The sequence below is a fragment of the Stenotrophomonas sp. HMSC10F07 genome, assembly GCF_001807895.1.
Lineage (GTDB): Bacteria > Pseudomonadota > Gammaproteobacteria > Xanthomonadales > Xanthomonadaceae > Stenotrophomonas > Stenotrophomonas sepilia.
In genome coordinates this window covers 1-25,652 of record NZ_KV791382.1, presented here as the reverse complement: position 1 = coordinate 25,652, position 25,652 = coordinate 1, and the positions used below count along the sequence as shown (strand labels likewise).

Annotated in this window: 14 protein-coding genes; all 14 read left to right on the top strand. The window is 69.1% G+C overall.

The window, feature by feature from the left end:
* Window positions 1-457: 457 nt before the first annotated feature.
* Complete coding sequence (gene purL / locus HMPREF3114_RS10305; RefSeq protein ID WP_141750802.1) at window positions 458-4,342, top strand: phosphoribosylformylglycinamidine synthase; 3,885 nt, start codon at window positions 458-460, stop codon at window positions 4,340-4,342.
* A 439-nt stretch (window positions 4,343-4,781) separates the two neighbouring features.
* Entirely contained in the window at window positions 4,782-12,695 is a 7,914-nt protein-coding gene (locus HMPREF3114_RS10300; RefSeq protein WP_083297591.1) for an ESPR-type extended signal peptide-containing protein, read from the top strand.
* Between the two features lie 158 nt (window positions 12,696-12,853).
* On the top strand, window positions 12,854-14,707 hold the full coding sequence (locus HMPREF3114_RS10295; RefSeq protein ID WP_053499721.1) for a S8 family peptidase: 1,854 nt from the start codon (window positions 12,854-12,856) through the stop codon (window positions 14,705-14,707).
* A gap of 136 nt (window positions 14,708-14,843) precedes the next feature.
* Window positions 14,844-16,565: a type II secretion system ATPase GspE gene (gene gspE / locus HMPREF3114_RS10290; RefSeq protein WP_053499707.1), complete on the top strand. Its 1,722-nt coding sequence runs from the start codon at window positions 14,844-14,846 to the stop codon at window positions 16,563-16,565.
* Between the two features lie 24 nt (window positions 16,566-16,589).
* Window positions 16,590-17,810 (top strand): type II secretion system protein XpsF, encoded by a 1,221-nt coding sequence (locus HMPREF3114_RS10285; protein ID WP_005415224.1) that lies wholly within the window; start codon window positions 16,590-16,592, stop codon window positions 17,808-17,810.
* A gap of 49 nt (window positions 17,811-17,859) precedes the next feature.
* The gene (gene gspG, locus HMPREF3114_RS10280) at window positions 17,860-18,303 is read left to right on the top strand and encodes a type II secretion system major pseudopilin GspG (RefSeq protein ID WP_005415225.1); all 444 of its coding nucleotides are present in this window, start codon (window positions 17,860-17,862) and stop codon (window positions 18,301-18,303) included.
* Window positions 18,304-18,309: 6 nt separating this feature from the next.
* Entirely contained in the window at window positions 18,310-18,804 is a 495-nt protein-coding gene (locus tag HMPREF3114_RS10275; protein ID WP_005415226.1) for a type II secretion system protein XpsH, read from the top strand.
* Entirely contained in the window at window positions 18,801-19,220 is a 420-nt protein-coding gene (locus tag HMPREF3114_RS10270) for a type II secretion system protein XpsI (RefSeq protein ID WP_070489724.1), read from the top strand. Before HMPREF3114_RS10275 ends, HMPREF3114_RS10270 begins: the two co-directional genes overlap by 4 nt.
* Window positions 19,217-19,849 (top strand): type II secretion system protein J, encoded by a 633-nt coding sequence (locus HMPREF3114_RS10265; protein ID WP_053499709.1) that lies wholly within the window; start codon window positions 19,217-19,219, stop codon window positions 19,847-19,849. Before HMPREF3114_RS10270 ends, HMPREF3114_RS10265 begins: the two co-directional genes overlap by 4 nt.
* The gene (locus HMPREF3114_RS10260) at window positions 19,846-20,709 is read left to right on the top strand and encodes a type II secretion system minor pseudopilin (RefSeq protein WP_070489722.1); all 864 of its coding nucleotides are present in this window, start codon (window positions 19,846-19,848) and stop codon (window positions 20,707-20,709) included. The genes HMPREF3114_RS10265 and HMPREF3114_RS10260 overlap by 4 nt, the downstream gene beginning before the upstream one ends.
* Window positions 20,706-21,851 (top strand): PilN domain-containing protein, encoded by a 1,146-nt coding sequence (locus tag HMPREF3114_RS10255; protein WP_053499713.1) that lies wholly within the window; start codon window positions 20,706-20,708, stop codon window positions 21,849-21,851. The genes HMPREF3114_RS10260 and HMPREF3114_RS10255 overlap by 4 nt, the downstream gene beginning before the upstream one ends.
* Complete coding sequence (gspM, locus tag HMPREF3114_RS10250) at window positions 21,832-22,539, top strand: type II secretion system protein GspM (RefSeq protein WP_231114026.1); 708 nt, start codon at window positions 21,832-21,834, stop codon at window positions 22,537-22,539. The genes HMPREF3114_RS10255 and gspM overlap by 20 nt, the downstream gene beginning before the upstream one ends.
* Window positions 22,529-23,317: a general secretion pathway protein GspN gene (locus HMPREF3114_RS10245; RefSeq protein ID WP_070489720.1), complete on the top strand. Its 789-nt coding sequence runs from the start codon at window positions 22,529-22,531 to the stop codon at window positions 23,315-23,317. Before gspM ends, HMPREF3114_RS10245 begins: the two co-directional genes overlap by 11 nt.
* Window positions 23,318-23,326: 9 nt before the next feature.
* Entirely contained in the window at window positions 23,327-25,528 is a 2,202-nt protein-coding gene (gene gspD, locus HMPREF3114_RS10240; RefSeq protein ID WP_070489718.1) for a type II secretion system secretin GspD, read from the top strand.
* Window positions 25,529-25,652 lie beyond the last annotated feature (124 nt).

Sequence of the window (25,652 nt, the reverse complement as noted above, 5' to 3'; positions counted from 1 at the left end):
GGCTCACGCCCCTGCGCAGCCCACCCGCCCGGCCACGGACAGGTTCCTGCGCGGCCAGCCACGAAAGACAGAAGAAAAAACAAAGGCAAAAGCCGGTCGCTGCGCTCTTCAATGCCTGATTTCTGACATTTCCTGGTTGCCGGCCAGCGGCCGGCCCTACCGGGAAGCGTCCACGCATGGCCGCAGATCGCGGGAAACTGTCGGGGCGGGGTGGTGGGAGCCAGCAGGACCGTTGGCGCCATGGATGGCGCCATCGAGCCCCCATGGATGGGTTTACGGCGTGTCCTGCTGGCTCCCACCGCCCTGCCAGCTCACAGAAGCCAGCTCTTGCTGTTGCTTTGGCCGTTGCCGTTGCTTCGGCCCTGGCCTCGGCGGGTGCCGGGCGCCGCCCGGCCAAAGCCCACCCCCCGCTTCCGGTACAATGTCGGGCCCGTTTCCCAACTACGGTTCCCCGGACATGATGGTCCTCGAGGGCGCGCCCGCCCTGTCGCCGTTCCGCCGCGAACGTCTTGAATCCCGCCTGCAGTCCATCGCTCCCTCCCTGCGCATCAGCGGCGCCTGGCACGTCTACTTCGTGCAGCCCGAAGGCAGCGCCGCCCCCGACCTGACCACGCTGTGCCGCATCCTCGAAGCGGCGCCGCAGGCCGAAGCCGTGGCCGAAGGCGCAGTCAGCCGCATCGTGGTGCCGCGCCTGGGCACGCTGTCGCCCTGGTCGAGCAAGGCCACCGAACTGGTCCGCGGTGCCGGCCAGCCGGTCAGCCGGGTCGAACGTGGCCTGCGCATCGACGTGCAGGGCTGGCCGGCCGATACCGACGCTCAGCAGGCGCTGGTCAAGGCGCTGCACGACCCGATGACGCAGTCGGTGCTGGAGACCGTGGAGCAGGGCCAGGCGCTGTTCTCGGCGCCGGCGCGTGGCGAGCTGGAACGCGTGCCGGTGGACCAGCTGGAGGCCGCCAACCAGCGCCTCGGCCTGGCCATGGCCCAGGACGAGATCGACTACCTGCGTGAACGCTTCACCGCGCTGGGCCGCTCGCCGTCGGACGTGGAACTGATGATGTTCGCGCAGGCCAATTCCGAGCACTGCCGCCACAAGATCTTCAACGCCAGCTGGACCATCGACGGCCAGGAGCAGGACCGCTCGCTGTTCCGGATGATCAAGAACACCCACCAGCAGACCCCGCAGCACACGCTCAGCGCGTACAGCGACAATGCCGCGGTGATCGAAGGCCATCCGGCGTCGCGCTATCGCCCCGATCCGGCCAGTGGCGAATACCGCCGCGAAGCGCAGGTGCCCAGTGCCTTCCAGATCAAGGTGGAAACCCACAACCACCCAACCGCGATCGCACCGTTCCCGGGCGCCTCGACCGGCGCGGGCGGCGAGATCCGCGACGAAGGCGCGACCGGCCGCGGTGGCAAGCCGAAGGCGGGCCTGACCGGCTTTTCGGTCTCGCACCTGCGCATTCCGGAATTGCCGCAGCCGTGGGAGGCGCCGCGCGCGCTGAACCCGCGCATGGCACCGGCGCTGGAAATCATGACCGACGGCCCGCTCGGCGGCGCCGCGTTCAACAACGAGTTCGGCCGCCCGAACCTGCTCGGCTACTTCCGCAGCTTCGAGCTGCCGGAAGGCGCCGACCTGGTGCGCGCGTACGACAAGCCGATCATGCTGGCCGGTGGCCTCGGCGCGATCGACCGCGTCCAGGTCGACAAGATCCCGCTGCAGGCCGGTGATGCGGTGATCGTGCTGGGTGGCCCGGCGATGCTGATCGGCCTGGGCGGCGGTGCGGCCAGTTCGGTGGCCTCCGGTGAAAGCGCCGAGGACCTGGACTTCGCCAGCGTGCAGCGCGACAACCCGGAAATGGAGCGCCGCTGCCAGGAGGTCATCGACCGCTGCGTGGCGATGGGCGCCAACAACCCGATCAAGTTCTTCCACGACGTCGGCGCCGGTGGCCTGTCCAACGCCATCCCCGAACTGCTGCACGACTCGAACGTCGGTGGTGTCATCGACCTGGGCAAGGTGCCCACCGATGATCCGTCGCTGTCGCCGATGCAGCTGTGGTGCAACGAGTCGCAGGAACGCTACGTGCTGGGCGTGGCCCAGGAACGCCTGGCCGAGTTCGCCGCGCTGTGCGCCCGCGAGCGCTGCCCGTTCGCTGCGGTCGGTGTGGCCACCGCCGAGGAACATCTGGTGGTGGCCTACGGTGCCGTGCCGGGCCACACCCCGGCCGATGCACCGATCGACCTGCCGATGGACGTGCTGTTCGGCAAGCCGCCGAAGATGCACCGCGATACCGCGCACCCGCCGGCACCGCGCTGGCCGGCGCTGAAGACCGGTGGCCTGGACCTGCAGGAAGCCGGCCTGCGCGTGCTCGCGCACCCGACCGTGGCCTCGAAGAACTTCCTGGTCACCATCGGTGATCGCAGCGTCGGCGGCCTGACCGCGCGCGAGCAGATGGTCGGCCCGTGGCAGCTGCCGGTGGCCGACGTGGCAATCACCCTGGCCGACTTCGACGGCGTAGCCGGTGAGGCGATGTCGATCGGCGAGCGCACCCCGCTGGCCCTGCTCGATGCCGCTGCTTCGGCACGCATGGCGGTGGGCGAAGCGCTGACCAACCTGTGCGCTGCCCCGGTCGATGCGCTGGATGAGATCAAGCTGTCGGCGAACTGGATGGCCGCGGCCGGTCACCCGGGCGAAGACGCGCTGCTGTACGACGCGGTGAAGGCGGTGGGCATGGAACTCTGCCCGCAGCTGGACATCAGCATCCCGGTGGGCAAGGACTCGCTGTCAATGCAGGCGCAGTGGCACGACCAAGGCGAAGCGCACAAGAGTGTGTCGCCGGTGTCGCTGGTGATCTCGGCGTTCGCGCCGGTCGCCGACGTGCGCCAGCAGTTGACCCCGCTGCTCGACCGGGAGGTGGACAGCGAGCTGTGGCTGATCGGCCTCGGTGCCGGCAAGCAGCGCCTGGGGGGTTCGATCCTGGCCCAGGTGCATGCCGACCACGGCGACCTGCCGGCCTTCGCCGGTGCCGCCCCGGACCTGGACGATCCGCAGCGCCTGCGGGGTTTCTTCGAGCTGATCCGCGATGCACGCCAGTCCGGCCTGCTGCTGGCCTATCACGACCGCAGCGACGGCGGTGCTTTCGCCGCGCTGTGCGAAATGGCCTTCACCTCGCGCCTGGGCTTGGACATCGCCCTTGATGCCTGGGGTGACGATCCGTTCCGCAGCCTGTTCAACGAAGAACTGGGCGCGGTGGTGCAGATCGCGCGCGAAGACCGTGCAGCGTTTGCCGACCTGGTTGAACGCCATGCATTGACCGAATGCGCGCAGCGCATCGCCAAGCCAACCACCGCACCGGTGGTGCGCGTGTCGCTGGGCGGCGAGAACCTGGCCGAGTGGCGCTGGGAGGCCTTGTTCGATGCCTGGTGGTCGGTCACCCACGCGATGCAGAAGCGCCGCGACAACCCGGCCAATGCCGATGCCGAGCGCGAGATCGCGCGTGCCTTCAACGCACCGGGCCTGAAGCCGAAGCTCAGCTTCGACCTCAACGAGGATGTGGCGGCACCGTTCATCAGCAGCGGTGCGCGTCCGCGCGTGGCGGTGCTGCGCGAGCAGGGCGTCAACGGCCAGATCGAAATGGCCAACGCCTTCGAGCGTGCCGGCTTCCGTGCCTTCGACGTGCACATGAGCGACCTGATTGAAGGCCGCGTGGCCCTGCAGGATTTCACCGGCCTGGTGGCCTGTGGTGGCTTCAGCTATGGCGACGTGCTCGGTGCCGGCCGTGGCTGGGCCACCTCGATCCTGGAGCGCAGCGCACTGCGTGATGCCTTCGCCGCGTTCTTCGCGCGCGAAGACAGCTTCGCGCTGGGCGTATGCAACGGCTGCCAGATGATGAGCCAGCTGAAGAACATCATTCCGGGTGCCGAGCACTGGCCGCAGTTCCGTCGCAACGCCAGCGAGCAGTTCGAAGCCCGCACCGCGCTGCTGGAAGTGGTGGAATCGCCGTCGATCCTGCTGCGTGGCATGGCCGGCTCGCGCCTGCAGGTGGCGGTGGCGCATGGTGAAGGCCAGGCCGTGTTCGACAATGCCGTCGACCAGGCTGCTGCACGTGTCTCGCTGCGCTACATCGATGGCAATGGCAAGGTGGCCAGCCAGTACCCGCTGAACCCGAACGGTTCGCCGGACGGCATCACCGGCCTGACCAGCAGCGACGGCCGCGTCACCATCATGATGCCGCACCCGGAGCGCACCCCGCGCGCGCTCAACCTGAGCTGGGCACCGGCGGAATGGCAGGGTGATTCGCCGTGGATGCGCATGTTCCGCAACGCGCGGGTGTGGTGCGGCTGATCGCATCGTTCCGCGCAGGCCGCAATGCCACCGCGTATGGAGAAACCCGCCGCTTTGTCGGCGGGTTTTTCTTTGCGCTCGTGAAACCCTTGTCGCGCCCGCTAGTTACATCGGTTTTCATGCGCCAACGGTTCGTCACGTGCACCTAACAAAATACTTTTATAAACACGTGAAATGGTGAACTGCTTCACGGCAATAGCATTTGTCGTGTCAAAGTCTTGACGATCTGCAAAGTTGCCGTTAACACTTGAACCCCGTTTCAGAACCATTCATTCCGCAGTAACCGCTCGGCGCACGCGCTCGGTTTTCTGTCGCTGCGCGCCGTTCGGCAATACCCCGCAGTAAATCACGCGAATAAACGCCCCCAGGGGACGTTGGGCCACAAGGCCCGGCGGTGGCGTTGCTTTGCCCAAAACCAGTCCAATCAGGAGCCGTACCGATGAATCGGATTTATCGCAAGGTCTGGAACAAAGCATTGGGTCAGTTGGTGGTGGCCTCGGAACTGGCCTCCTCCGACAGCAGCGGTGGTGTTGTCGACCAGCGCCGCGATACGACACAGGCCACGCCCGCGCTGTTGGCGGTGGCACTGGGCCTGGTATTGGGATTGGGCATGAGCGGTTCCGCCATTGCACAGTCAGTGCAGATCGGCGGCAGCGCTACCTGCGTCGCATTCAGCGGCAAGCTGCTGGAAAAGTGCCTGATCGAAGGCTCGGCCACGGCCAAGGGCAGCAACGCGGTGGCGATCGGCAGCAACAGCAATGCCAGCGCCGCCAACAGCGTGGCGCTGGGCGCTGGCTCCAAAGCAGCGCGGGCCAATACCGTGTCCGTCGGCGACGCCGGCAAGGAACGGCAGATCACCAACGTGGCCGCTGGTACCCAGGCCACCGATGCGGTGAACAAGTCACAGCTGGATGCGCAGGCGCGCGCCACGCAGGCCGCGCTGGCGGATGTCGCCGCAGATGGAAACCGCTACTTCAAGGCCGATGGCGCAGGTGATGAAAGCGACGCGGCGAAGATCGACGGGCAGGGCGCGGTTGCAGCGGGCGCCGGTGCGCAGTCGTTGGCCAATGCCACCACCGCCATCGGTACCCAGGCGATTGCCGCCGGCCTGGGCGCCAGCGCGTTCGGCCAGGGCGCATTGGCAATCGGTGACGCCAGCGTGGTGGTTGGGCAGAGTGCTGCCGCGTTCGGTCTTGGTGACACCGCTGTCGGCGCCAGTGCCTATGCTGCAAGCGAGAATGGCGCGGCCACCGCCCTGGGTGCGCTGTCCGAAGCCACCGCCGATGGCGCCACTGCCGTGGGTGGCGGTGCGGTGGCGATGGGCCCGGGCAGTACCGCACTGGGCCGCGGCGCCACTGCCGCCAATGAAGCATCAATCGCGGTGGGTGCGTTCAGCACCGCCGTCGGTGAGTACAGCACCGCGCTGGGGTCCAACTCGGCGGCGATTGCCACCGGCAGCGTGGCGCTGGGCGCCGGCTCGCTGGCCGACCGCGTCGATACCGTCTCTGTCGGCGCCGCCGAATATGGCCTGACCCGGCAGATCACCAGCGTCGCTGCGGGTACCGAAGATACCGACGCGGTCAATGTCGGCCAGTTGAAGAACGTGGCCGCCGTGGCCGATGCCACGGCCAAGCGTTTCCAGGCCACTGGCAGCAGCAACAGCGACGCCGGCGCGCTGGCCGAAGGTGACGAGGCACTGGCGGCCGGCGAGGCGGCCAACGCCATCGGCAACGGCACCACCGCCGTGGGTGCCGGCGCCACGGCCGTTGCGCAGAACGCCACCGCCGTCGGCAACAACGCGCTGGCGTCGGGCCAGAACAGCGCCGCGTTCGGCAACAACGCACAGGCGAACGGCCCGGGCAGCGTCGCCGTCGGTGGTGCTGCAGTGGATGCCGATGGCAATCCGCTGATCACCAGTGGTGGCGTGCCGGTGGAAACCGGCGCCACCAGCGCAGGCGTCGGTGGCACTGCAGTCGGCGCCAGTGCCGAAGCCAGTGGATTTGCGGCGTCGTCCTACGGCGTTGGCGCGTATGCCGCCGGTGCGCAGTCGTCCGCATTCGGTGCGGTCGCCAATGCCATCGGTGACTACTCCACCGCACTGGGTACGCAGAGCACCGCCACCGGTACCAGCAGCGTCGCCATCGGTGGCCCGGCCGACCTGATTCCGGGCCTGGGCTTCTTCGTGCAGACCCAGGCCAGCGGCGAAGCCGCCACCGCGGTCGGCGCCGGCGCTATCGCCAGCGGTGATCGTGCGGTGGCCAACGGCAGCCTGACCGAAGCGTCCGGTGCGGAATCCACCGCCGTGGGCTACTTCGCCTATGCCCCGGGTGAGAATGCCAGCGCGCTCGGTGCGCAGACCTGGGCCAGCGGCGCGCAGAGTACCGCCGTCGGTTATTACGCTACCGCACGCGGTGCCAACAGCGTTGCACTGGGTGCGAATTCCGAGGCTGTCCGTGCCAACAGCGTAGCGGTCGGCAGCGCCGGCAACGAGCGGCAGATCACCAGCGTTGCCGCGGGCAGTGAAGCCACCGATGCGGTCAATCTGGCCCAGTTGAAGGGGGTCGCTGCCGTGGCTGATGCCACCGCCAAGCACTTCCAGGCCACCGGCAGCAGCAACAGCGATGCCGGTGCGCTGGCCGAAGGCGAAGATGCGCTGGCCGCTGGCGAGGCGGCCAATGCGATCGGCAATGGCACCAGTGCACTGGGTGCGGGCGCCGTCGCCATCGCGCAGAGCGCCACTGCCGTCGGCAGCAACGCGCTGGCCTCGGGGCAGGGCAGCGCGGCCTTCGGCGCGGCGGCCACCGCCAGTGGCAGCAACGCCACCGCCCTGGGAACGCAGAGCAGCGCCACCGGCGCTGGCAGCGTCGCCATCGGTGGCCCGGCCGACATCGTGCCGGGCATGGGACTGTATGTGCAGACGCGGGCCAGCGGTGTGTCCTCCACCGCGGTCGGTGGTGGCGCCGTCGCCAGTGGTGACCGCTCCTTGGCCAATGGCAGCTTCACCGAAGCGGTGGGTGCCGAGTCCACCGCGCTGGGCTACTTTGCCTATGCCGCCGGCGACAACGCCAGTGCATTGGGTGCGCAGACCTGGGCCATCGGCAAGGACAGCACGGCCATCGGTTACTACGCCACCGCTGGCGCCGAAAACAGCGTCGCGCTGGGCGCCTATTCGGGCTCCAACCGGGCCAATACGGTGGCCGTGGGTACCAATGGCAATGAACGCCAGATCGTCAGCGTGGCCGCGGGAACGCAGGCGACGGATGCAGTGAACAAGGCGCAGCTGGATGCCGTGGCCAGCACCGCCGACAGCACCGCGCGCTTCTTCCAGGCACAGCCCGAAGCGGGCAGCGATACCGGTGCATTGGCCGACGGCGAAGGTGCGGTTGCGGCGGGTTCGTCGAGCAATGCGATCGGCGCCGGCGCGGTCGCGCACGGCGCAGCAGCCTCGGCCATCGGTGACGACGCCGTGGCGGTAGGTCGCAACAGCAACGCCACCGGCAATGGCGGGGTTGCCATCGGTGGCCTCGGCCAGGCCTACGACGAATACAACCAGCCGATCATCGGTGCTGACGGCACGGCACAGCGGGTCGGTACCACCGCCGTTGCCGACGCTACGGCGGTCGGCAGCGGTGCGCAGGCCACTGGTGCCGTGAGCAGCGCGTTCGGCAATGCCGCCAAGGCCAGTGGCGACAACAGCTTCGCGGCCGGCGGCAAGTCGCGTGCGACCGGCAGCTATGCCGTTGCGGTCGGTGACAGCGCCTTCGCCAGCAGCGATGACAGCACCGCTGTCGGTGGCTACAGCTGGGCCACGGCCAGTGGTGCGAGCGCCTTCGGTTCAGGTGCATGGGCCACCGCCACCAACGCCTCGGCGTTCGGCAACGCGGCATGGGCCAGCGGCAGTGGCGCAACCTCCATCGGCTACAACAGCTGGGCCAATGGTGCCAGCTCAACCGCAGTCGGCCGTGGTGCCTTCGGCTATGGCGACAACAGCGTGGCGCTGGGCTTCCAGGCGCTGGGTAACAGCCTCAACAGCATTGCCATCGGCACCAACACGGTGGCCGGTGGTGAAAGCGCGATCGCGCTCGGGGCCGGTAGCAACGCCAGCGCCAGCAACGCTGTCGCGCTCGGCGCCGGTTCGGTTGCCAGCCGTGCACGCACGGTGTCGGTGGGCAGCAGCGGCAACGAGCGGCAGATCACCAACGTCGCCGCCGGCACCCAGGCCACCGATGCGGTGAACAAGGCACAGCTGGATGCGGTCGCGAGTACCGCCACCACCACCAGCCGCTTCTTCCAGGCCAGTGGCAGCGGCGGTGACGTGGCCGGTGCGCTGGTGGACGGTGACAACGCGCTGGCCGCCGGTGATGCGGCCAACGCCATCGGCAACGGTGCCACCGCACTCGGCAGTGGTGCCAATGCGCTGGCCAACAACGCGCAGGCGATCGGTTTCAACGCGCTGGCCAGCGCCGCCAACGCCAGCGCCGTCGGTGCCAACGCACAGGCGACCGGTGAGTACGCCACCGCGCAGGGTGCGGAAAGCGAAGCCAGCGGCGAGCAGAGCGCGGCGTTCGGTGCCGCCAGCATCGCCAGTGGGGCCGGCAGTACCGCCAACGGTGTGTTGTCCGAAGCCTCCGGCGAGGAAGCCGTGGCGGTGGGCTACTTCAGCAATGCCAGCGGCAGCGGCGCCACCGCGGTCGGCAGCGAAAGCGTCGCCAGCGGCACGGCGTCGGCAGCGTTCGGCATCGGCGCCGAAGCGACCGGTGGCTACAGCACCGCCATCGGTGGCTATTCCCAGGCATCGGCGTTCAACGCCACCGCCTTCGGCAACTTCGCCAGTGCCACCGGTTCCAACAGCGTGGCGCTGGGCGGCGACTCCGAGGCGTCGGGTGCCTACAGCACCGCCACCGGCCAGGGTAGCCTGGCCACCGGCACCAACAGCGTCGCCGTCGGTGGTTCGCTGTTTGGCGTGCTGGCCACCGAAGCATCGGGCAATTACTCCACCGCCGTCGGTGGCGGCGCCTGGTCCGGCGGCATCAACAGCACCGCACTGGGCAACGCCGCCGAATCGCGCGCTGCCAACAGCGTGGCGCTGGGTGCCGATTCGATCGCGGACCGCGACAACACCGTGTCGGTGGGCGGTGGTGGCAATACCCGCCAGATCACCAACGTGGCCGCTGGCACGCAGGGCAATGATGCGGTCAACAAGAACCAGCTCGACGCCGTAGCGGCTGCAGCGGACAAGACCAGCAGGCAGTTCCAGGCCAGTGGCAGCGCCGATGGTGAAACCGGCGCGCTGGTCGAGGGTGACAACGCGCTGGCGGCCGGTGATGCGGCCAACGCCATCGGCAACGGTGCCACCGCACTCGGCAGCGGCGCCAATGCACTGGCGGCCAACGCCACGGCGGTCGGCATCGATGCGCTGGCCACCGGCAACAACGCCGCAGCACTGGGCAGTACCGCACAGGCCACCGGCGAAGACAGCCTTGCGCTCGGTACCGGCGCCAGTGCCAGCGAGCTGGGTGCCAGCGCCGCGGGTGCGCGTGCACAGGCCAGTGGTGCGTACAGCACCGCGACCGGCACCGAATCCAACGCCAACGGCACGCAGGCACTGGCCAGTGGCTTCCGCAGTGCCGCCTCCGCCGATGGCACCACCGCCGTCGGTGGCTATGCTGAAGCCAGCGGTCGCCTTGGCACCGCGTTGGGCTACGGCTCGGCGGCCAGCGGTGCCAACACCACGGCAGTGGGCTTCGGCGCCGCCGCGGCCGGTAGCGGTGCCGTTGCGGTCGGCCAGTCCAGCGAAGCCAGTGGCGCTGAGAGCGTGGCCATCGGTGGCAGCACCTTCTTCGGCCTGATCCCGTCGCGCGCCAGCGGCACCGGCGCGGCGGCCTTCGGTGCCGGCGCCTGGGCGACCGAAGATTACGCCACCGCGATCGGCTGGAATTCGTGGGCCGATGCGGCAGATGGCACGGCACTGGGCGCCAGTGCCACGGCCAGTGGGTTGAACAGCGTGGCGCTGGGCGCCGGCTCCAAGGCCGAGCGCGACAATACCGTGGCCGTGGGCACCGCGGGCGGTGAGCGCCAGGTGACGCATGTGGCAGCCGGCACCGAGGCCACCGACGCGGTGAACAAAGGCCAGCTGGACGCGGTTGCCAGCGTTGCCGACAGGACTGGCCGGCAGTTCCAGGCCAGCGGCAACGCCGATGGCGAAGCCGGTGCCCTGGTCGACGGTGACAACGCACTGGCCGCCGGCAACGCGGCCAACGCCGTCGGCAACGGCGCCACCGCGCTGGGCAGCGGAGCCAACGCCATGGCCGTCAACGCCACCGCCGTCGGCGTCGATGCCCTGGCCACCGGCAACAACGCGGCGGCACTGGGCAGCAACGCGCAGGCCAGTGGTGTCGACAGTGTGGCCGTGGGCAGCGGCGCCAGCGCCAGCGAACTCGGTTCCAGCGCCAGTGGTGCTGGCGCCCAAGCCAAGGGCGCCTACAGCACTGCCAGCGGTGCGCAGGCCACGGCCAGTGGCACGCAGTCGCAGGCCAGTGGTTTCCGCGCCACTGCCTCGGCCGATGGCGCTTCCGCGCTGGGCAGCTATGCCGAAGCCAGTGGCCGGCTTGGTACGGCGGTCGGCTACGGCAGCAAGGCCACCGGTGCGAATGCCACTGCGGTGGGTGTCAGCGCCAATGCGTCGGCGGCCGGCAGCATCGCACTGGGTGCCGGTTCGGTGGCTGATCGTGCCAATACCGTGTCAGTGGGCAGCAGCACCAGTGATCGTCAGATCACCCGTGTCGCCGCTGGTACCGAGCGCACCGATGCAGTCAATCGTGGCCAGCTCGATGCGGTCGCGGCGACCGCCGATGGCACCGCACGCTACGTCAAGGCCACTGGTGCGGGTACCGCCAGTGCCAGCGGCAGCGATGCCGCTGCGGTCGGTTCGGCCGCCAGTGCCAGTGGTGCACGCAGCAATGCGCTGGGTGCCAACGCGATGGCCATTGGCAATGGTGCGCTTGCACTGGGCAACGGCGCCGGCGCGTCCGGTGCGAACTCGGTGGCTCTGGGTGCGGGCTCGCGTGCGCTCGATGCCAACGTGGTGTCGGTCGGCGGTGGCAATGGCACCGATGGCCCGGCCACGAGGCGGATCGTCAATGTGGCCGACGGCCGCATCGCTGCCGGCAGCACCGATGCGGTCACCGGGTCACAGCTCAACGTCACCAACCAGCGCGTGGGCGCAGTGGAAACCCGCGTGGGTGATTTCGATTCGCGCATCGCGACGGTCGAGACCACGGCGGCCAGCGCAGTCGGCTATGACGACGCCAGCCGTGATCGCCTGACCCTGTCCGGCTTCCAGGGCACCACCATCGACAACGTCGGTGCCGGCAGCATCGCCGCCGGCAGTCGCCAGGCGATCAATGGCGGGCAGTTGTTCCAGTCGCTCAGTGATGCCGCCAGCTTCCTCGGCGGTGGCGCCAGCGTCGGCATGCAGGGTGTGTTCGTGGCGCCGAACTATGTGATCCAGGGCGCGACGTACAGCAACGTCGGCGATGCGCTCGGTGCGCTGGACCGCAAGGTCAGTGAGATTGACCGTCGTACTGCCGGTGGCACGCGTGCAGGTGCTTCCAGCCTGCGCGCAATGAGTGCGTCGCTGGATGAGAGCCCGCTGGCCAGCATGGCCGACGCACCGGCCACCGCCGATGCGGCACCGGCCAGCACCGCACGCGTGCAGGGCGCGCCGACTGCCGCCGCCGCCGGTGCCGGTGCCGGGATTCCGGTTGGCACCCCGGCCACCGGCTTCAATGCCGTCGCCATGGGTGAAGGCGCAGTGGCCAGTGGCGCCTCGTCCACCGCCATCGGCCAGGGCGCCAGTGCCACTGCTGCCAACGCGGTGGCTTTGGGCCAGGGCTCGGTTGCCGATCGTGCCAATACGGTGTCGGTGGGCAGCGAAGGCAACGAACGCCAGGTCACCAACGTCGCCGCCGGCACCACCGCCACCGACGCTGTCAACAAGGGCCAGCTGGATCGTGGCATGGCCACCGCCAACAGCTACACCGACAGCCGCGTGCAGGCCGTCGCCGATAGCTTCGATGCGTTCAAGGGCGAGATCGACGGGCGCCTGCGCCACATGGATCGTCGCATCGACCGCCAGGGCGCGATGAGTGCGGCGATGCTCAACATGGCCACCAGTGCCGCCGGCATCCGCACCCAGAACCGGGTCGGCGTCGGCATCGGTTTCCAGGGCGGCGAGTCGGCGTTGTCGCTGGGCTACCAGCGTGCGATCAGCGATCGCGCCACGGTCACCTTCGGCGGCGCCTTCAGCAGTGACGACAGCTCGGTCGGCGTTGGTGCCGGCTTCGGCTGGTAAGCCAAACCACTGCGCCGGCGGCCACCCACGCCGGCGCATCACCTGCAACGAGGGCCTGGGGGGAGGTCACGGCAATCCCGGCTGGGCCGGCCGGGAGTCGTCAAGGAATGATGGCCGCAGTGTTGGTTCGATCCATGACCCAGAAGAGGAATTTCGACGTGATCAAGAAGCAGAACCTTCGCATCAATGTGCTTGCCGCCGCCGTGCTGTCGATGACCGCGGTGGGTGCCGTCCACGCCGCCGGGTTGCCGACCCGTGAACCGGTGCGCCAGGCCAGCACCGCCGAGCCGGGCGCCGAGCGCATCATCGTCAAGTATCGTGCCGGCACCGCTGCGGCGGGCGACCGTTCGGCCAAGCTGTCCAGCGTGCAGTCCGCGCTGACCCGCGCCAGCCTGTCCGGTGGCACCGCCCGCGCCAGCACGCTGGGCCCGCAGGTCGTGCGCAGGCTCGGCGTCGGTGCCGACCTGATCCGCCTGCAGGGGCGCCTGGCGCCTGCGGAACTGCAGCGCGTGCTGAAGGAACTGAAGGCCGACCCGGCCGTGCAGTACGCCGAAGCCGACGTGAAGCTGCGCCGCACCGAGCTGCGCGCCGGTGACGTGCAGCCGGCGCTGGCGCCGAACGACCCGTACTACCAGCAGTACCAGTGGCACCTGCACAACGCCACCGGTGGCATCAACGCACCGTCGGCGTGGGATGTATCGCAGGGCGAGGGCGTGGTGGTAGCCGTGCTCGACACCGGCATCCTGCCGCAGCACCCGGACCTGGTCGGCAACCTGCTGGAAGGCTACGACTTCATCAGCGATGCCGAGACGTCGCGCCGTGCCACCAACGATCGCGTGCCGGGCGCGCAGGACTATGGCGACTGGGTCGAGAACGACAACGAGTGCTACACCGGCTCCGTCGCGGAGGACAGCTCCTGGCACGGTACCCATGTGGCCGGCACCGTGGCCGAGCAGACCAACAACGGCGTCGGCATGGCCGGTGTCGCGCACAAGGCCAAGGTGCTGCCGGTCCGCGTGCTCGGCAAGTGCGGTGGCTACCTCTCCGATATCGCCGACGCCATCACCTGGGCCTCCGGCGGCACCGTGGCGGGCGTGCCCGCCAATGCCAACCCGGCCGAGATCATCAACATGAGCCTGGGTGGAAGCGGCAGCTGTGACGGAACCTACCAGGATGCGATCAACGGCGCGATCTCGCGTGGCACCACCGTGGTCGTGGCGGCCGGCAACGAGACCGACAACGCATCCAAGTACCGTCCGGCCAGTTGCGACGGCGTGGTGACCGTCGGCGCCACCCGCATCACCGGCGGCATCACCTACTACTCCAACTACGGCACCCGCGTGGACCTGTCCGGCCCCGGCGGCGGTGGCAGCGTGGACGGCAACCCGGGTGGCTACGTCTGGCAGTCCGGTTCCGATGCGGCCACCACCCCGCAGTCGGGCAGCTACAGCTACATGGGCATGGGCGGCACGTCGATGGCCTCGCCGCACGTGGCTGCCGTTGCTGCACTGGTGCAGAGCGCGCTGATCGCCAAGGGCAAGGATCCGCTGGCCCCCGCCGCGATGCGCACGCTGCTGAAGGAAACCGCGCGCCCGTTCCCGGTCAGCATTCCGGCCGCCACCCCGATCGGCACCGGCATCGTCGATGCCAAGGCGGCGCTGGCCAAGGCACTGGAAGAGCCGTGCACCGAGAACTGCGGGCCGGTGGCGACGCCGCTGACCAACAAGGCCGCGGTGGGGGGACTGAACGGTACGGCTGGCAGCAGCCGCCTGTACAGCTTCGAGGCAGCCGCTGGCAAGCAGTTCAGCGTGATCACCTACGGTGGCACCGGCAACGTGTCGGTCTACATTGCCCAGGGACGCGAGCCGAGCGCCAGCGACAACGATGGCAAGTCGACCCGTCCCGGCACGTCCGAAACGGTACGGGTGAACAAGCCGGTGGCAGGCACCTACTACATCAAGGTGGTGGGCGAAGCGGCCTACAACGGCGTCAGCATCCTCGCCACGCAGTAAACCTGTCGTGTCGTAGTTGAACGGCCGAGGCCCGTCATCCTGTGTGACGGGCTTCGTCTTTTTACGAAAGCTGGCGGCAGGGCGGCGGAAATCATGGCTTAACTGCTAAAGTCGGTCCGATTGACAGGAGAGTCACGTGAACGCGCTCGCTGCAACCGTTACCGACGATGCCGAAGGCCGCATCCTGGATGCGCTGCTGGCACGCGGCCGGCTCAAGGAAGGAGACCTGGCGCGCGCGCGGCCGCTGCACGCCGAGGCCGGCGGCAGCCTGCTGGGCCTGCTGGTGCGCCTGGGCCTGGTGTCTGAACGCGACCAGGCACAGGCCAGCGCCGAGGTGCTGGGCCTGCCGCTGCTGGAGGGCAAGCAGGTGCCGGAGGCCCCGCCGCAGGCGCTGGCCGAAGGACTACCGCTGTCGCTGCGTTTCCTGAAGCAGTTCCATGTGTGCCCGCTGGAGTTGAATGAACACGGGGTGCGTCTGTGGCTGGCCGATGCCCACGATGCCTATCCGCAGCAGGCCGTGCAGTTGGCGCTGGGGGTTCCGGTGACACCGGTGCTGGGCATGCGCGCGGAGATCGATGACCTGGTCGAGCGCTGGTTCGGCCAGGGCCGCAGCGCGATGGGCGCGATCGTGGAAACCGCCGATGGCGAGGGCGGCGCGGTCGACGATATCGAGCACCTGCGCGACCTCGCTTCGGAAGCGCCGGTGATCCGTCTGGTCAACCTGGTGATCCAGCGTGCGGTGGAACTGCGCGCTTCGGATATCCATGTCGAACCGTTCGAGAGCCGGTTGAAAGTCCGCTACCGGGTCGATGGCGTGCTGGTGGAGGGCGAGAGCCCGCCGGCCAATCTCACCGCCGCGGTGATCAGCCGCATCAAGATCATGGCCCGGCTCAACATCGCCGAGCGCCGCCTGCCGCAGGACGGCCGCATCATGCTGCGCGTGCAGGGCAAGGAGCTGGACCTGCGCGTGAGTACCGTGCCCACCGCGCATGGCGAAAGCGTGGTGATGCGCCTGCTGGACCGCGAAACGGTGGTCTTCGATTTCCACCGGCTCGGCTTCACCGACGCCTTCCTGCCGCAGTTCCGCAAGGTGCTGGAACAGCCGCACGGCATCCTGCTGGTGACCGGCCCGACCGGCTCGGGCAAGACCACCACGCTGTACACCGCGCTGAGCCAGCTCAACACCGCCGACGTCAAGATCATCACGGTGGAAGATCCGGTCGAATACCAGATCGAGGGCATCAACCAGATCCAGGCCAAGCCGCAGATCGGCCTGGATTTCGCCAACGCGCTGCGCAGCATCGTCCGCCAGGATCCGGACATCATCATGATCGGTGAAATGCGCGACCTGGAAACCGCGCGCATCGCCATCCAGTCGGCACTGACCGGCCACCTGGTGCTGTCCACCCTGCACACCAACAATGCGGCCGGTGGCATCACCCGCCTGCTCGACATGGGCGTGGAGGATTACCTGCTCACCTCGACCATCAACGGCATCCTGGCCCAGCGCCTGGTGCGCCGGCTGGAGCCCACCCATGCCGAACGCTACGCAGCCTCGCCAGAGGAGATCGAACGCTTCGAGCTGCGCCGCCTGCAGCCGGAGGGACCGATCCACCTTTACCGCCCGAAGCCCTCGGCGCTGGCGCCGACCGGCTACCTCGGGCGTACCACCATCATGGAATTCCTGGTGATGAACGATGCGCTGCGGCGTGCGGTGATGCGTCGCGATGGCATGGGCGAGATCGAGCGCATCGCCCGCGAAGCCGGCATGCGCACCATGTACGAGGATGGCCTGTCCAAGGCGCTGAGCGGACAGACCACCATCGAGGAAGTGCTGCGCGTGACCGAGGAAAGCTGATGCGCGCAGGACGCCGGGGCTGACATGCCGAACTACCGCTACAAGGCGCTCAATCCGCACGGTGAGGTCTTCGACGGGCAGATGGAAGCGGCCAGCGAGGCCGAGCTGATCGCGCGCCTGCAGGACCAGGGCCACCTGCCGATGGAGACGCAGCTGGCCGACGCCGGCGCGATCGGCGGCCGCAGCTGGCGCAACCTGCTGCAGCAGCGCCCCCTGCAGGGCGCCGCCCTGCTGCAGTTCACCCAGCAGCTGGCGACCCTGCTCGGTGCCGGCCAGCCGCTGGACCGCGCGCTGTCGATCCTGCTGGGGTTGCCCGAGGACGAACGATCGCGCCGCGCGATCACCGACATCCGCGACGTGGTGCGCGGCGGTGCACCGCTGTCCACCGCGCTGGAACGCCAGCATGGGCTGTTCTCGCGCCTTTACGTGAACATGGTGCGCGCCGGCGAAGCCGGCGGCAGCCTGCATGAAACCCTGCAACGCCTGGCCGACTACCTGGAGCGCAGCCGCGCGCTGCAGGGCAAGGTCATCAACGCGCTGGTCTACCCGGCGATCCTGCTGGTGGTGGTGGGCGGTGCGCTGCTGTTCCTGCTTGGCTACGTGGTGCCGCAGTTCGCGCAGATGTACGAGAGCCTGGACGTGGCGCTGCCGTGGTTCACCAATGCGGTGCTGCAGCTGGGCCTGTTCGTGCGCGACTGGTGGGTGCTGCTGCTGGTGGTGCCGGCGCTGCTGGCGCTGTTCTTCGAGCGCAAGGCGCGGCAACCGGCGTTCCGGCTGGCGCTGGATGGCTGGCTGCTGCAGCGCCGTGGCATCGGCCGTCTCGTCGGTGAACTGGAGACCGCGCGCCTGGCGCGCACGCTGGGCACCTTGCTGCGCAACGGCGTGCCCCTGCTGGGCGCACTGGGCATCGCGCGCAACGTACTGGGCAACCGCGCGCTGGCCGCCGATGTGGAAGCGGCCGCCGATGAAGTGAAAAATGGTGCCGGCCTGTCGCTGGCACTGTCGCGCGGCAAGCGCTTCCCGCGCCTGGCCCTGCAGATGATCCAGGTCGGCGAGGAATCCGGCGCCCTCGATACCATGCTGCTGAAGGCCGCCGACACCTTCGAACAGGATAGTGCCCGGCGCATCGACCGCCTGCTGGCGGCGATGGTGCCGGCGATCACCCTGGTGCTGGCCTCGGTGGTGGGCGCGGTGATCGTGGCCGTGCTGGTGCCGCTGTACGACCTGACCAATGCCATCGGTTGACGATGGCACTCCCTGCAACCCCGACACTCCGCAACTGAAAGGACCGTCCATGATTGCCCGTCGCCGACCGATCCGCCTTTCCTTCACCGCCGCGCGCAACCAGTCGGGCATGAGCCTGCTGGAAATCATCATCGTCATCGTGCTGATCGGCGCGGTGCTGACCCTGGTCGCCAGCCGCGTACTGGGCGGTGCCGACCGTGGCAAGGCCAACATCGCCAAGGCGCAGGTGCAGACCGTGGCGTCCAAGATCGACAACTACCAGATCGACACCGGCAAGCTGCCCGGCTCGCTCAATGACCTGGTGACCGCACCGGCCGGTGTTGGCGGCTGGCTCGGTCCGTACGCCAAGCCGGCCGACCTGAACGACCCGTGGGGCCACGCCCTGGAATACCGCGCACCGGGCGAAGGCCAGCCGTATGAGCTGGTCAGCCTGGGCAAGGATGGCAAGGCCGGCGGTAGCAGCGTCGACGCTGACATCCGCTACCAGCCGTAACCGCGCATGACGTATTTCCTGCCGCGCCGGTTGCCCCACCCGCGCCTGCACGGCAGGCGCGCGGCGGGACTGTCGCTGCTGGAAATGCTGCTGGTGATCGCACTGATCGCGGCGATCGGCCTGATCACCGCCGCTGGCCTGTCGCGCGGTTTCGCCGGCATGCAGCTGCGCAGCGCCGGCAAGGACATCGCCAACCAGCTGCGCATGGTGCGCGCGCAGGCAATCGCCCGCGGCGAACCGCAGCGCTTCGTCATCGAGCCGGCGCGGCGACGTTGGGAGGGCGCCAACCAGCGCCACGGTGAGGTGCCCGCACAGCTGCAGGTGCAGTTCGAAGGCGCCGCGCAGCTGGCCACCGCGCCGGGGCAGGGCGTGATCGAATTTCATCCCGATGGTGGCTCCAGCGGCGGCCGCATCCGGTTGCAGCGCGACGGCGCCGAATGGCGCGTCGACGTCGGCTGGCTCACCGGTGAGGTCCGCTCCGGCCCCTGGCGGGCGCAATGAAGCGGCGCGCGCGTGGCTTCACCCTGCTGGAAGTGATCATCGCCTTCGCCCTGCTGGGCCTGGCGTTGACCCTGCTGCTGGGCAGCCTGTCCGGCGGCGCAAAACAGGTGCGCGATGCCGAGCTGCGCACGCGCGCGGTGCTGCATGCACAGTCGTTGCTGGCCGAGGCCGGCGTCGACGCACCGCTGCAGGTGGGCAGCCCGCAGGGTGACTGGGAACAGGGGCGCTATCACTGGGAACTGCAGGTTCAGCCGTGGGTGGAACCACGCGCTGGCAATGTCGTGCAGGCCACGTCACCGGGGACCCCATGGCTGGCAGAGCTGCAATTGCAGGTGCGTTGGGGTGACAGCGAGCGCGAGCAGCTGCGCTGGCGCAGCCTGCGCCTGTTGCCGCCCGATCTGGAGAATGCCCGGTGAGGCGCCGCGCCGCAGGTTTCACCCTGGTCGAAGTGATGCTGGCCACCGTGCTGCTGGCCGGCGGCCTGGCGTTGGCCTTTGCCAGCGTGCGCTCGGCGATGGCGGTCAGCCAGCGTGGCGAGCAGATCGCCGCCGAGAGCGAACGCATGCGCGCGGTCGAGTCCTTGCTTCGCAGGCAGCTGGCGGGCGCGTTGCGCACCCCGCTGGAGGTTCCGGACCCCACCCGCGAACCGATCTTCTTCCAAGGGGAGGAGCAACGCATGTTGTTCGCCGCCGACCTGCCCGGATACCTCGGCCGTGGCGGCCCCTACCTGCACGCGCTGCAGGTCGACGGACGCGATGGCCAACAGCGCCTGCTGCTGGACCTGGTGCTGCTGCAGGAAGGCGAGCGCATCGCCGAGAATCCACCGCGCCCGCCCGAGGTGCTGGTGGAGAACCTGAAATCGGTGCAGCTGCGCTATCGGGGTATCGATGCCAGCACTGGGCAGGTGACCGACTGGATGCCGCGCTGGGACGACACCCGCCGCCTGCCGATGCTGGTGGAGATCCAGATCGTGCCGGCCCGTGGAGCGCCGTGGCCACCGCTGGTGGTGGCGCTGCGTGCAGGTGGCAGCGGAGGCGCGCGATGAGGCGTCAGGCTGGGGCGGCATTGGTGCTGGTGCTGTGGCTGATCGCGTTGATGACCGCGCTGGTCGGCGCATTCGCGCTGAGCGCACGGGTCGAACACCTGCAGCAGCGCGTGCTGGATGACGATGCACGCGGGCAGGAACGTGCGCGTGCCGGCCTCGAATATGCCCTGCTGCGCCTGTCGGCCGATCCGCAGCGCGCGCCCTGGCGTGCCGATGGCCGGACCTATCGCTGGCAGTTCGACGACGCCAGCATCGAGATCAAGGTGCTGGACGAGAACGGCAAGATCAACCTGAACCTGGCCGATGCCGCGCTGCTGGCCGCCTTCCTCAAGGCGCTGGGTGAAGACGATGCCCAGGCCCGGCAGCTGGCCGCGGCCATCATCGACTGGCGTGACGAGGACAGCCTGCTGCAGCCGGGCGGTGGTGCTGAAGCGCAGGACTACGCCGCAGCCGGGTTGCCCTATGGCCCACGCAACAAGCGCTTCGAGACCCTGGGCGAGCTGCAGCGCGTTCTGGGCATGCGCGGCACGCTGTACCGGGCGATGTTGCCGCACCTGACCCTGTACAGCCGCCAGGCCCGGCCGGATCCGCAGTTCGCCAGTGCGCCGGTGCTGACCGCGCTGGGGCTGGATGCGGACAGGGTGATGGCGCAGCGCGCACAGCAGGAGCGTGATGCAGATTCCGCTGGTGGTACGACAACGCTTGCCAGCAGCAGCGGCACCTATAGTATCGAGTCCGCTGCCATCGACAGCAGTGGACGCAGGTCGGTGTTGCAGGCAGTGGTACGCAGTGGCTCGGGCGGGGTTCCCGGGCGGACCTACACAGTGCTTCGCTGGGAGCAGGGAATGACAGCAAGATGACGGCGTGGCAGGACAGTCTGCGGCAAGTGCAGGGCCGGATCGGCCCGGGTGCTGGCCGCTTCCTGCGCTGGTGGCGGCAGTCGCTGCTGGCCTGGGTACCGGTGCGCTGGCAATGGGCGTTGGGCTGGGGCCAGGCCCGCCTGTTGCTGCAGCCTGAGAGCGACCAGCTGCAGGTCTGGCGTGAGGCCGGTGAACGCCGCGAAGTGGTGGCGCGCCTGCCGTGGCCGCTGTCGCCGGTGGAACTGGACCGGGTACTCGAGCCGCGCCTGCGCAGCCTGCCCCGGGTGTGGCTGCTGCCCGCGGCGGATGTGCTGCGGCGCACGCTGCGCCTGCCCGCCGCGGCGGCCGACCGCCTGCGTGCCGTGGTCGGCTTCGAAATCGACCGGCAGACCCCGTTCGAAGCGTCCCAGGTCAGCTATGACGTGCGTGAACTCGGCGCGGGCGGCGAAGGGCAGTTGCAGGTCGAACTGGTGGCGTGGCCACTGCGGCAGCTGGAAGCATGGCGCGCGCGGGTGGGCCAATGGGCCGATGCGCTGGCCGGCGTCGATGCCATCGATGCGCAGGGCAACGTGTTGCAGGTGAACCTGCTGCCGCCCGCGCAGCGCCAATTGCGGCCAGACCCGATGCGGCGCTGGAACCTGCTGCTGGCAGCGGCATCCGTCGTGATGCTGGTACTGGCCGCGGTGCAGTTGCTGGACAACCGCCAGGCCGCCGCCGACGAACTGCGTGCGCAGGTCGAGCGCAGCGCGCGCAGCGCGCGTGGCGTGGCCAGCGAACGCGCGCAGCTGCAGGCGCTGATCGATGGTGCTGCATTCCTTGAGAAGCAGCGCAGCCAGCGCGCCGGTACGGTGGAGATCTGGAACGAACTGACCCGGCGCCTGCCGGAAGGCACCTATCTGGAAAAGCTGGCGATCGAGAACAACAACCTGCAGCTGATCGGCCTGAGCCGCGAAGCATCGCAGCTGGTGCAGCTGCTGCAGGACGCACCGCAGTGGCGCAAGGTCAACTTGACCGGGGTGCTGCAGGCCGATGGCGCAGCCAGTGGCCGCGACCGCTTCACCATGACCGCCGAACTGCAGCCGTTGCCGGCCGCAGCACCGACCCCGGAGGCGGCCGATGCCGATGCCAAGCGCACGCCGTGATCGCTGGTTGGCGCTGGCACTGCTGCTGGCAGTGCTGGGCCTGGCTTATCTGCTGCTGGTGCACCCCTGGTTCACCCAGCCGCTGCGTGCGATCGATGCCGATGTCGCCGCCCTGCGCGAACGCGAGTCGCGCGTGCAGGCGCAGCTGCAGCAGCAGCCACAGATCGAACAGCGCCTGCGTGCAACCCGCGAGGCCCTGCAGCAGCGGCCAGGCTTCCTGCGCGAAGCCACTGCCGAAGCTGCCGCCGCTGCATTGGGCGCCCGGCTGCAGGATGCGGTGGCGATGGCCAGCCCGGGCAACCGCAGCTGCACCATCAGCAACCGCACGCCGCTGACCGACAACCGGCGCGATGCCGAGTTCGTGCGCGTCGCCATGCAGGTGCGCCTGCGCTGCGGCGTGGCTGAACTGGCCACCGTGCTGCACAGCCTCGAAACCGGCAGCCCCCGCCTGTTCGTCGACAACCTCAACCTGATCGCGCAGCGCTTCCAGCAATCGCCGAACGAATCCGGGCTGGGCCTGGATGTGTCCTTCGAGCTGGCCGGCTATCTGCTGCCAGGCGCCGCCGCCGATGGCACGGTACCGGCACCCGCTGCGGCACCGGCACCGTCCACGTCGCCGGCCGAGGCCACGCCTGCGCCCCAGCCGGCGCCCCCGTCCGAAGGGCCGGAGGTGGCCGATGAAGCTTGAGCAGATCAGCCTGCGTACCGGCTTCCTGCTGGCACTGGCCGGCTGGGCGGCGGCGGTCTGGCTGTCAACCGTCTTCGGGCTGGGCAGCCAGCTGCCGGGCGCCGACGGTGATGCCGACGCCGCGCCATCGCTGCCATCGTTGCCGCCGCTGGCGGCCGAGCGCATGGCCAGCGCCGACAGCTACAGCGCGATCGGTGAGCGCCCGCTGTTCGCCGAAGACCGCAGACCGCGGCCCTATCTGCTGGGCGGCAGCGAACCGGCGGCCAGTGCCGCGTTGCGCCTGACCGGCGTGCTGCTGACCGGCGATTTCGGCATGGCCACGTTCACCACCGAACAGAACCGCTCGCTGCGCCTGCGCCTGAACGGCGAAGCCGTGGATGGCTGGCAGCTGGTGGCGCTGCAGCCGCGCCAGGCCACGGTGATCGGCCCCGGTGGCAACCAGGTCCTGGAACTGGCGGTGTTCAACGGCCAGGGCGGCGAGCCGCCGACGGTGCTGCGCGGTGCCAACGGTGTACCGCCTGCAGGCGCGATCGTTGTGCCGCCTTCGGCGGGTGCTCCGCCGGCGCCGCCCCCGGCCGCGGCAACCCCATCGACGCCGCCCGCCGGCAATGCCCCCACGCCTGCGGCGTCAGCTGCAAAAACACCACCGGCCAACAACAATGGTCCCAGCGAAGCGCAGATGCAGGCCATCCGCGAACGCATCCAGGCCCGTCGCCGCCAGCTGCAGCAACAGCAGCAACAACCGTCGCCGCCCCCGGGCGATGGCACCAACCGATAGAGTGAATGCATGAACCTGCGTTTTCTTCCCTGGTCCTTTGCCCTCGCGCTGCTGGTCGGCTGCAGTACGGTGTCCGCGCCGCACGTGCAGCGCAACGGCAACCTGTCGCCCAGCGCCGATGCCGGCCAAGCGGCCGACGTCGCCGCTGATGCCGCCCGCGAGAGCCAGGGCGCACCGCAGGCGGTGATCCGCCGCGGCACCGGCACCATGATCAACCGTGAGGCCGCGCGCGCACCGGCACCGGCGCTGCATGGCGCCAGCACCGGCGAGGCCACCTTCAACTTCGAAGGCGAATCGCTGCATGCGGTAGTCAAGGCCATCCTTGGTGACATGCTTGGCCAGAACTACGTGATCGCACCGGGCGTGCAGGGCACGGTCACCCTGGCCACGCCCAAGCCGGTCTCGCCGGCGCAGGCGCTGAACCTGCTGGAGATGGTGCTGGGCTGGAACAACGCGCGCATGGTCTACAGCGGCGGCCGCTACAACATCGTCGCCGCCGACCAGGCGCTGGCCGGCACGGTCGCGCCGAGCACCGCGCCGGCGGCCAGCGCACGCGGCTTCGAGGTCCGCGTGGTCCCCCTGCAGTTCATCTCCGCCACCGAGATGAAGAAGGTGCTGGAGCCGTACGCGCGCCCCAACGCCATCGTCAATGTGGACAGCGGCCGCAACGTGATCACCCTCGGTGGTACGCGCGCAGAACTGGAAAACTACCTGCGCACCGTCGAGATCTTCGACGTCGACTGGTTGTCGGGCATGTCGGTGGGCGTGTTCCCGATCCAGTCGGGCAAGGCTGAGCAGGTCGCGGCCGACCTGGAAAAGGTGTTCGGCGAAGAGAGCAAGACGCCCAGTGCTGGCATGTTCCGTTTCCTGCCGCTGGAGAACGCCAACGCCGTGCTGGTGATCACGCCGCAGGTACGCTACCTGGACCAGATCCAGCAGTGGCTGGATCGCATCGACACCGCAGGTGGCAGCGCCCGCCTGTTCTCCTACGAGCTGCGCTACATCAAGGCACGCGACCTGGCCGAACGCCTCAGCGAGGCCTTCGCCAGCAGTGGCAACCGCGGCGGCTCCAGCCCGGCCTCGCTGGCGCCGGGCGCCATCCCGTCGCAGCTGGGCGGTGACGGCGATCGTGGCATGGACAACAACAGCAGCACCCTCGGCTCGACGCTGGGCGGGAGCAGTGGCAGTGGCAGCAGCAACGGCAGCCTGAACCTGCCGCAGCGCCAGCCCGGCAACGTCAGTGTCAGCCTGGAAGTGGAGGGCGACCGCGTCGGCGTGTCGGCGGTGGAGGAGACCAACACCCTGCTGGTTCGCTCGACGCCGCAGGCCTGGCGCTCGATCCGCGAGGTGATCGAAAAGCTGGACGTGATGCCGCTGCAGGTGCACATCGAGGCACAGGTGGCCGAAGTCGCGCTGACCGGTGACCTGAAGTATGGCGTGAACTGGTTCTTCGACAACGCCGTGGCTGGTCGCGCGCTGACCGGCGCACTGGCAGGCCTGACCCTGCCGCCGGCAGCGGGCGGTTCGTGGAATACCTTCGCCGGCGGTGTCACCGGCAACGACGGCGTGGGCTGGGCGTTCACCGGCCACAACGCGGCCGCCGTGGTCAGCGCGCTGGACAAGGTCACCGACCTGCGCCTGCTGCAGACACCGTCGGTGTTCGTGCGCAACAACGCCGAGGCCACGCTCAACGTTGGCGACAAGGTGCCGATCAACACCACCACGGTGAACACCGGCGTGGGCACCAGCACCTACAGCTCGGTGCAGTACATCGACACGGGCGTGATCCTCAAGGTACGCCCGCGCGTGACCCGCGATGGCACTGTGTTCCTGGATATCGTGCAGGAGGTCAGCAGCGCCTCCGACGTGCCGGACGCCTGCAACCCGAACGAGCGCAACTGCAACCCGCGCATCTCGACCAAGAAGCTGTCCACCGAAGCGGCGGTACAGAGCGGCGACACCATCATGCTGGCGGGCCTGATCACCGACTCGGCCACCGATGGCAGCAGCGGCATTCCGGGCCTGAGCAGGATCCCGGTGGTCGGTGCGTTGTTCGGGCAGAAGACCCGCACCAGCCGTCGTTCGGAAGTGATCGTGCTGCTGACCCCGACCATCGTCCGCAACAGCCAGGAATCGCGCAACCTGACCGATGAGTACAGCAAGCGCTTCCGCGCGATGGAGCCGCTGAACCAGCCGCGCGCAAAGAAGTAAGGGGTTTGCGGCCGGGCTGCGCCCGGCACCCGCAGAGGCCGGAGCCAGAGCCAGAGCCGGAGCAACGGCAACAGCGGGTTTACTGAGGGGTGGCGGGGCGGTGTGGGTTGGCAGGACACGCCGT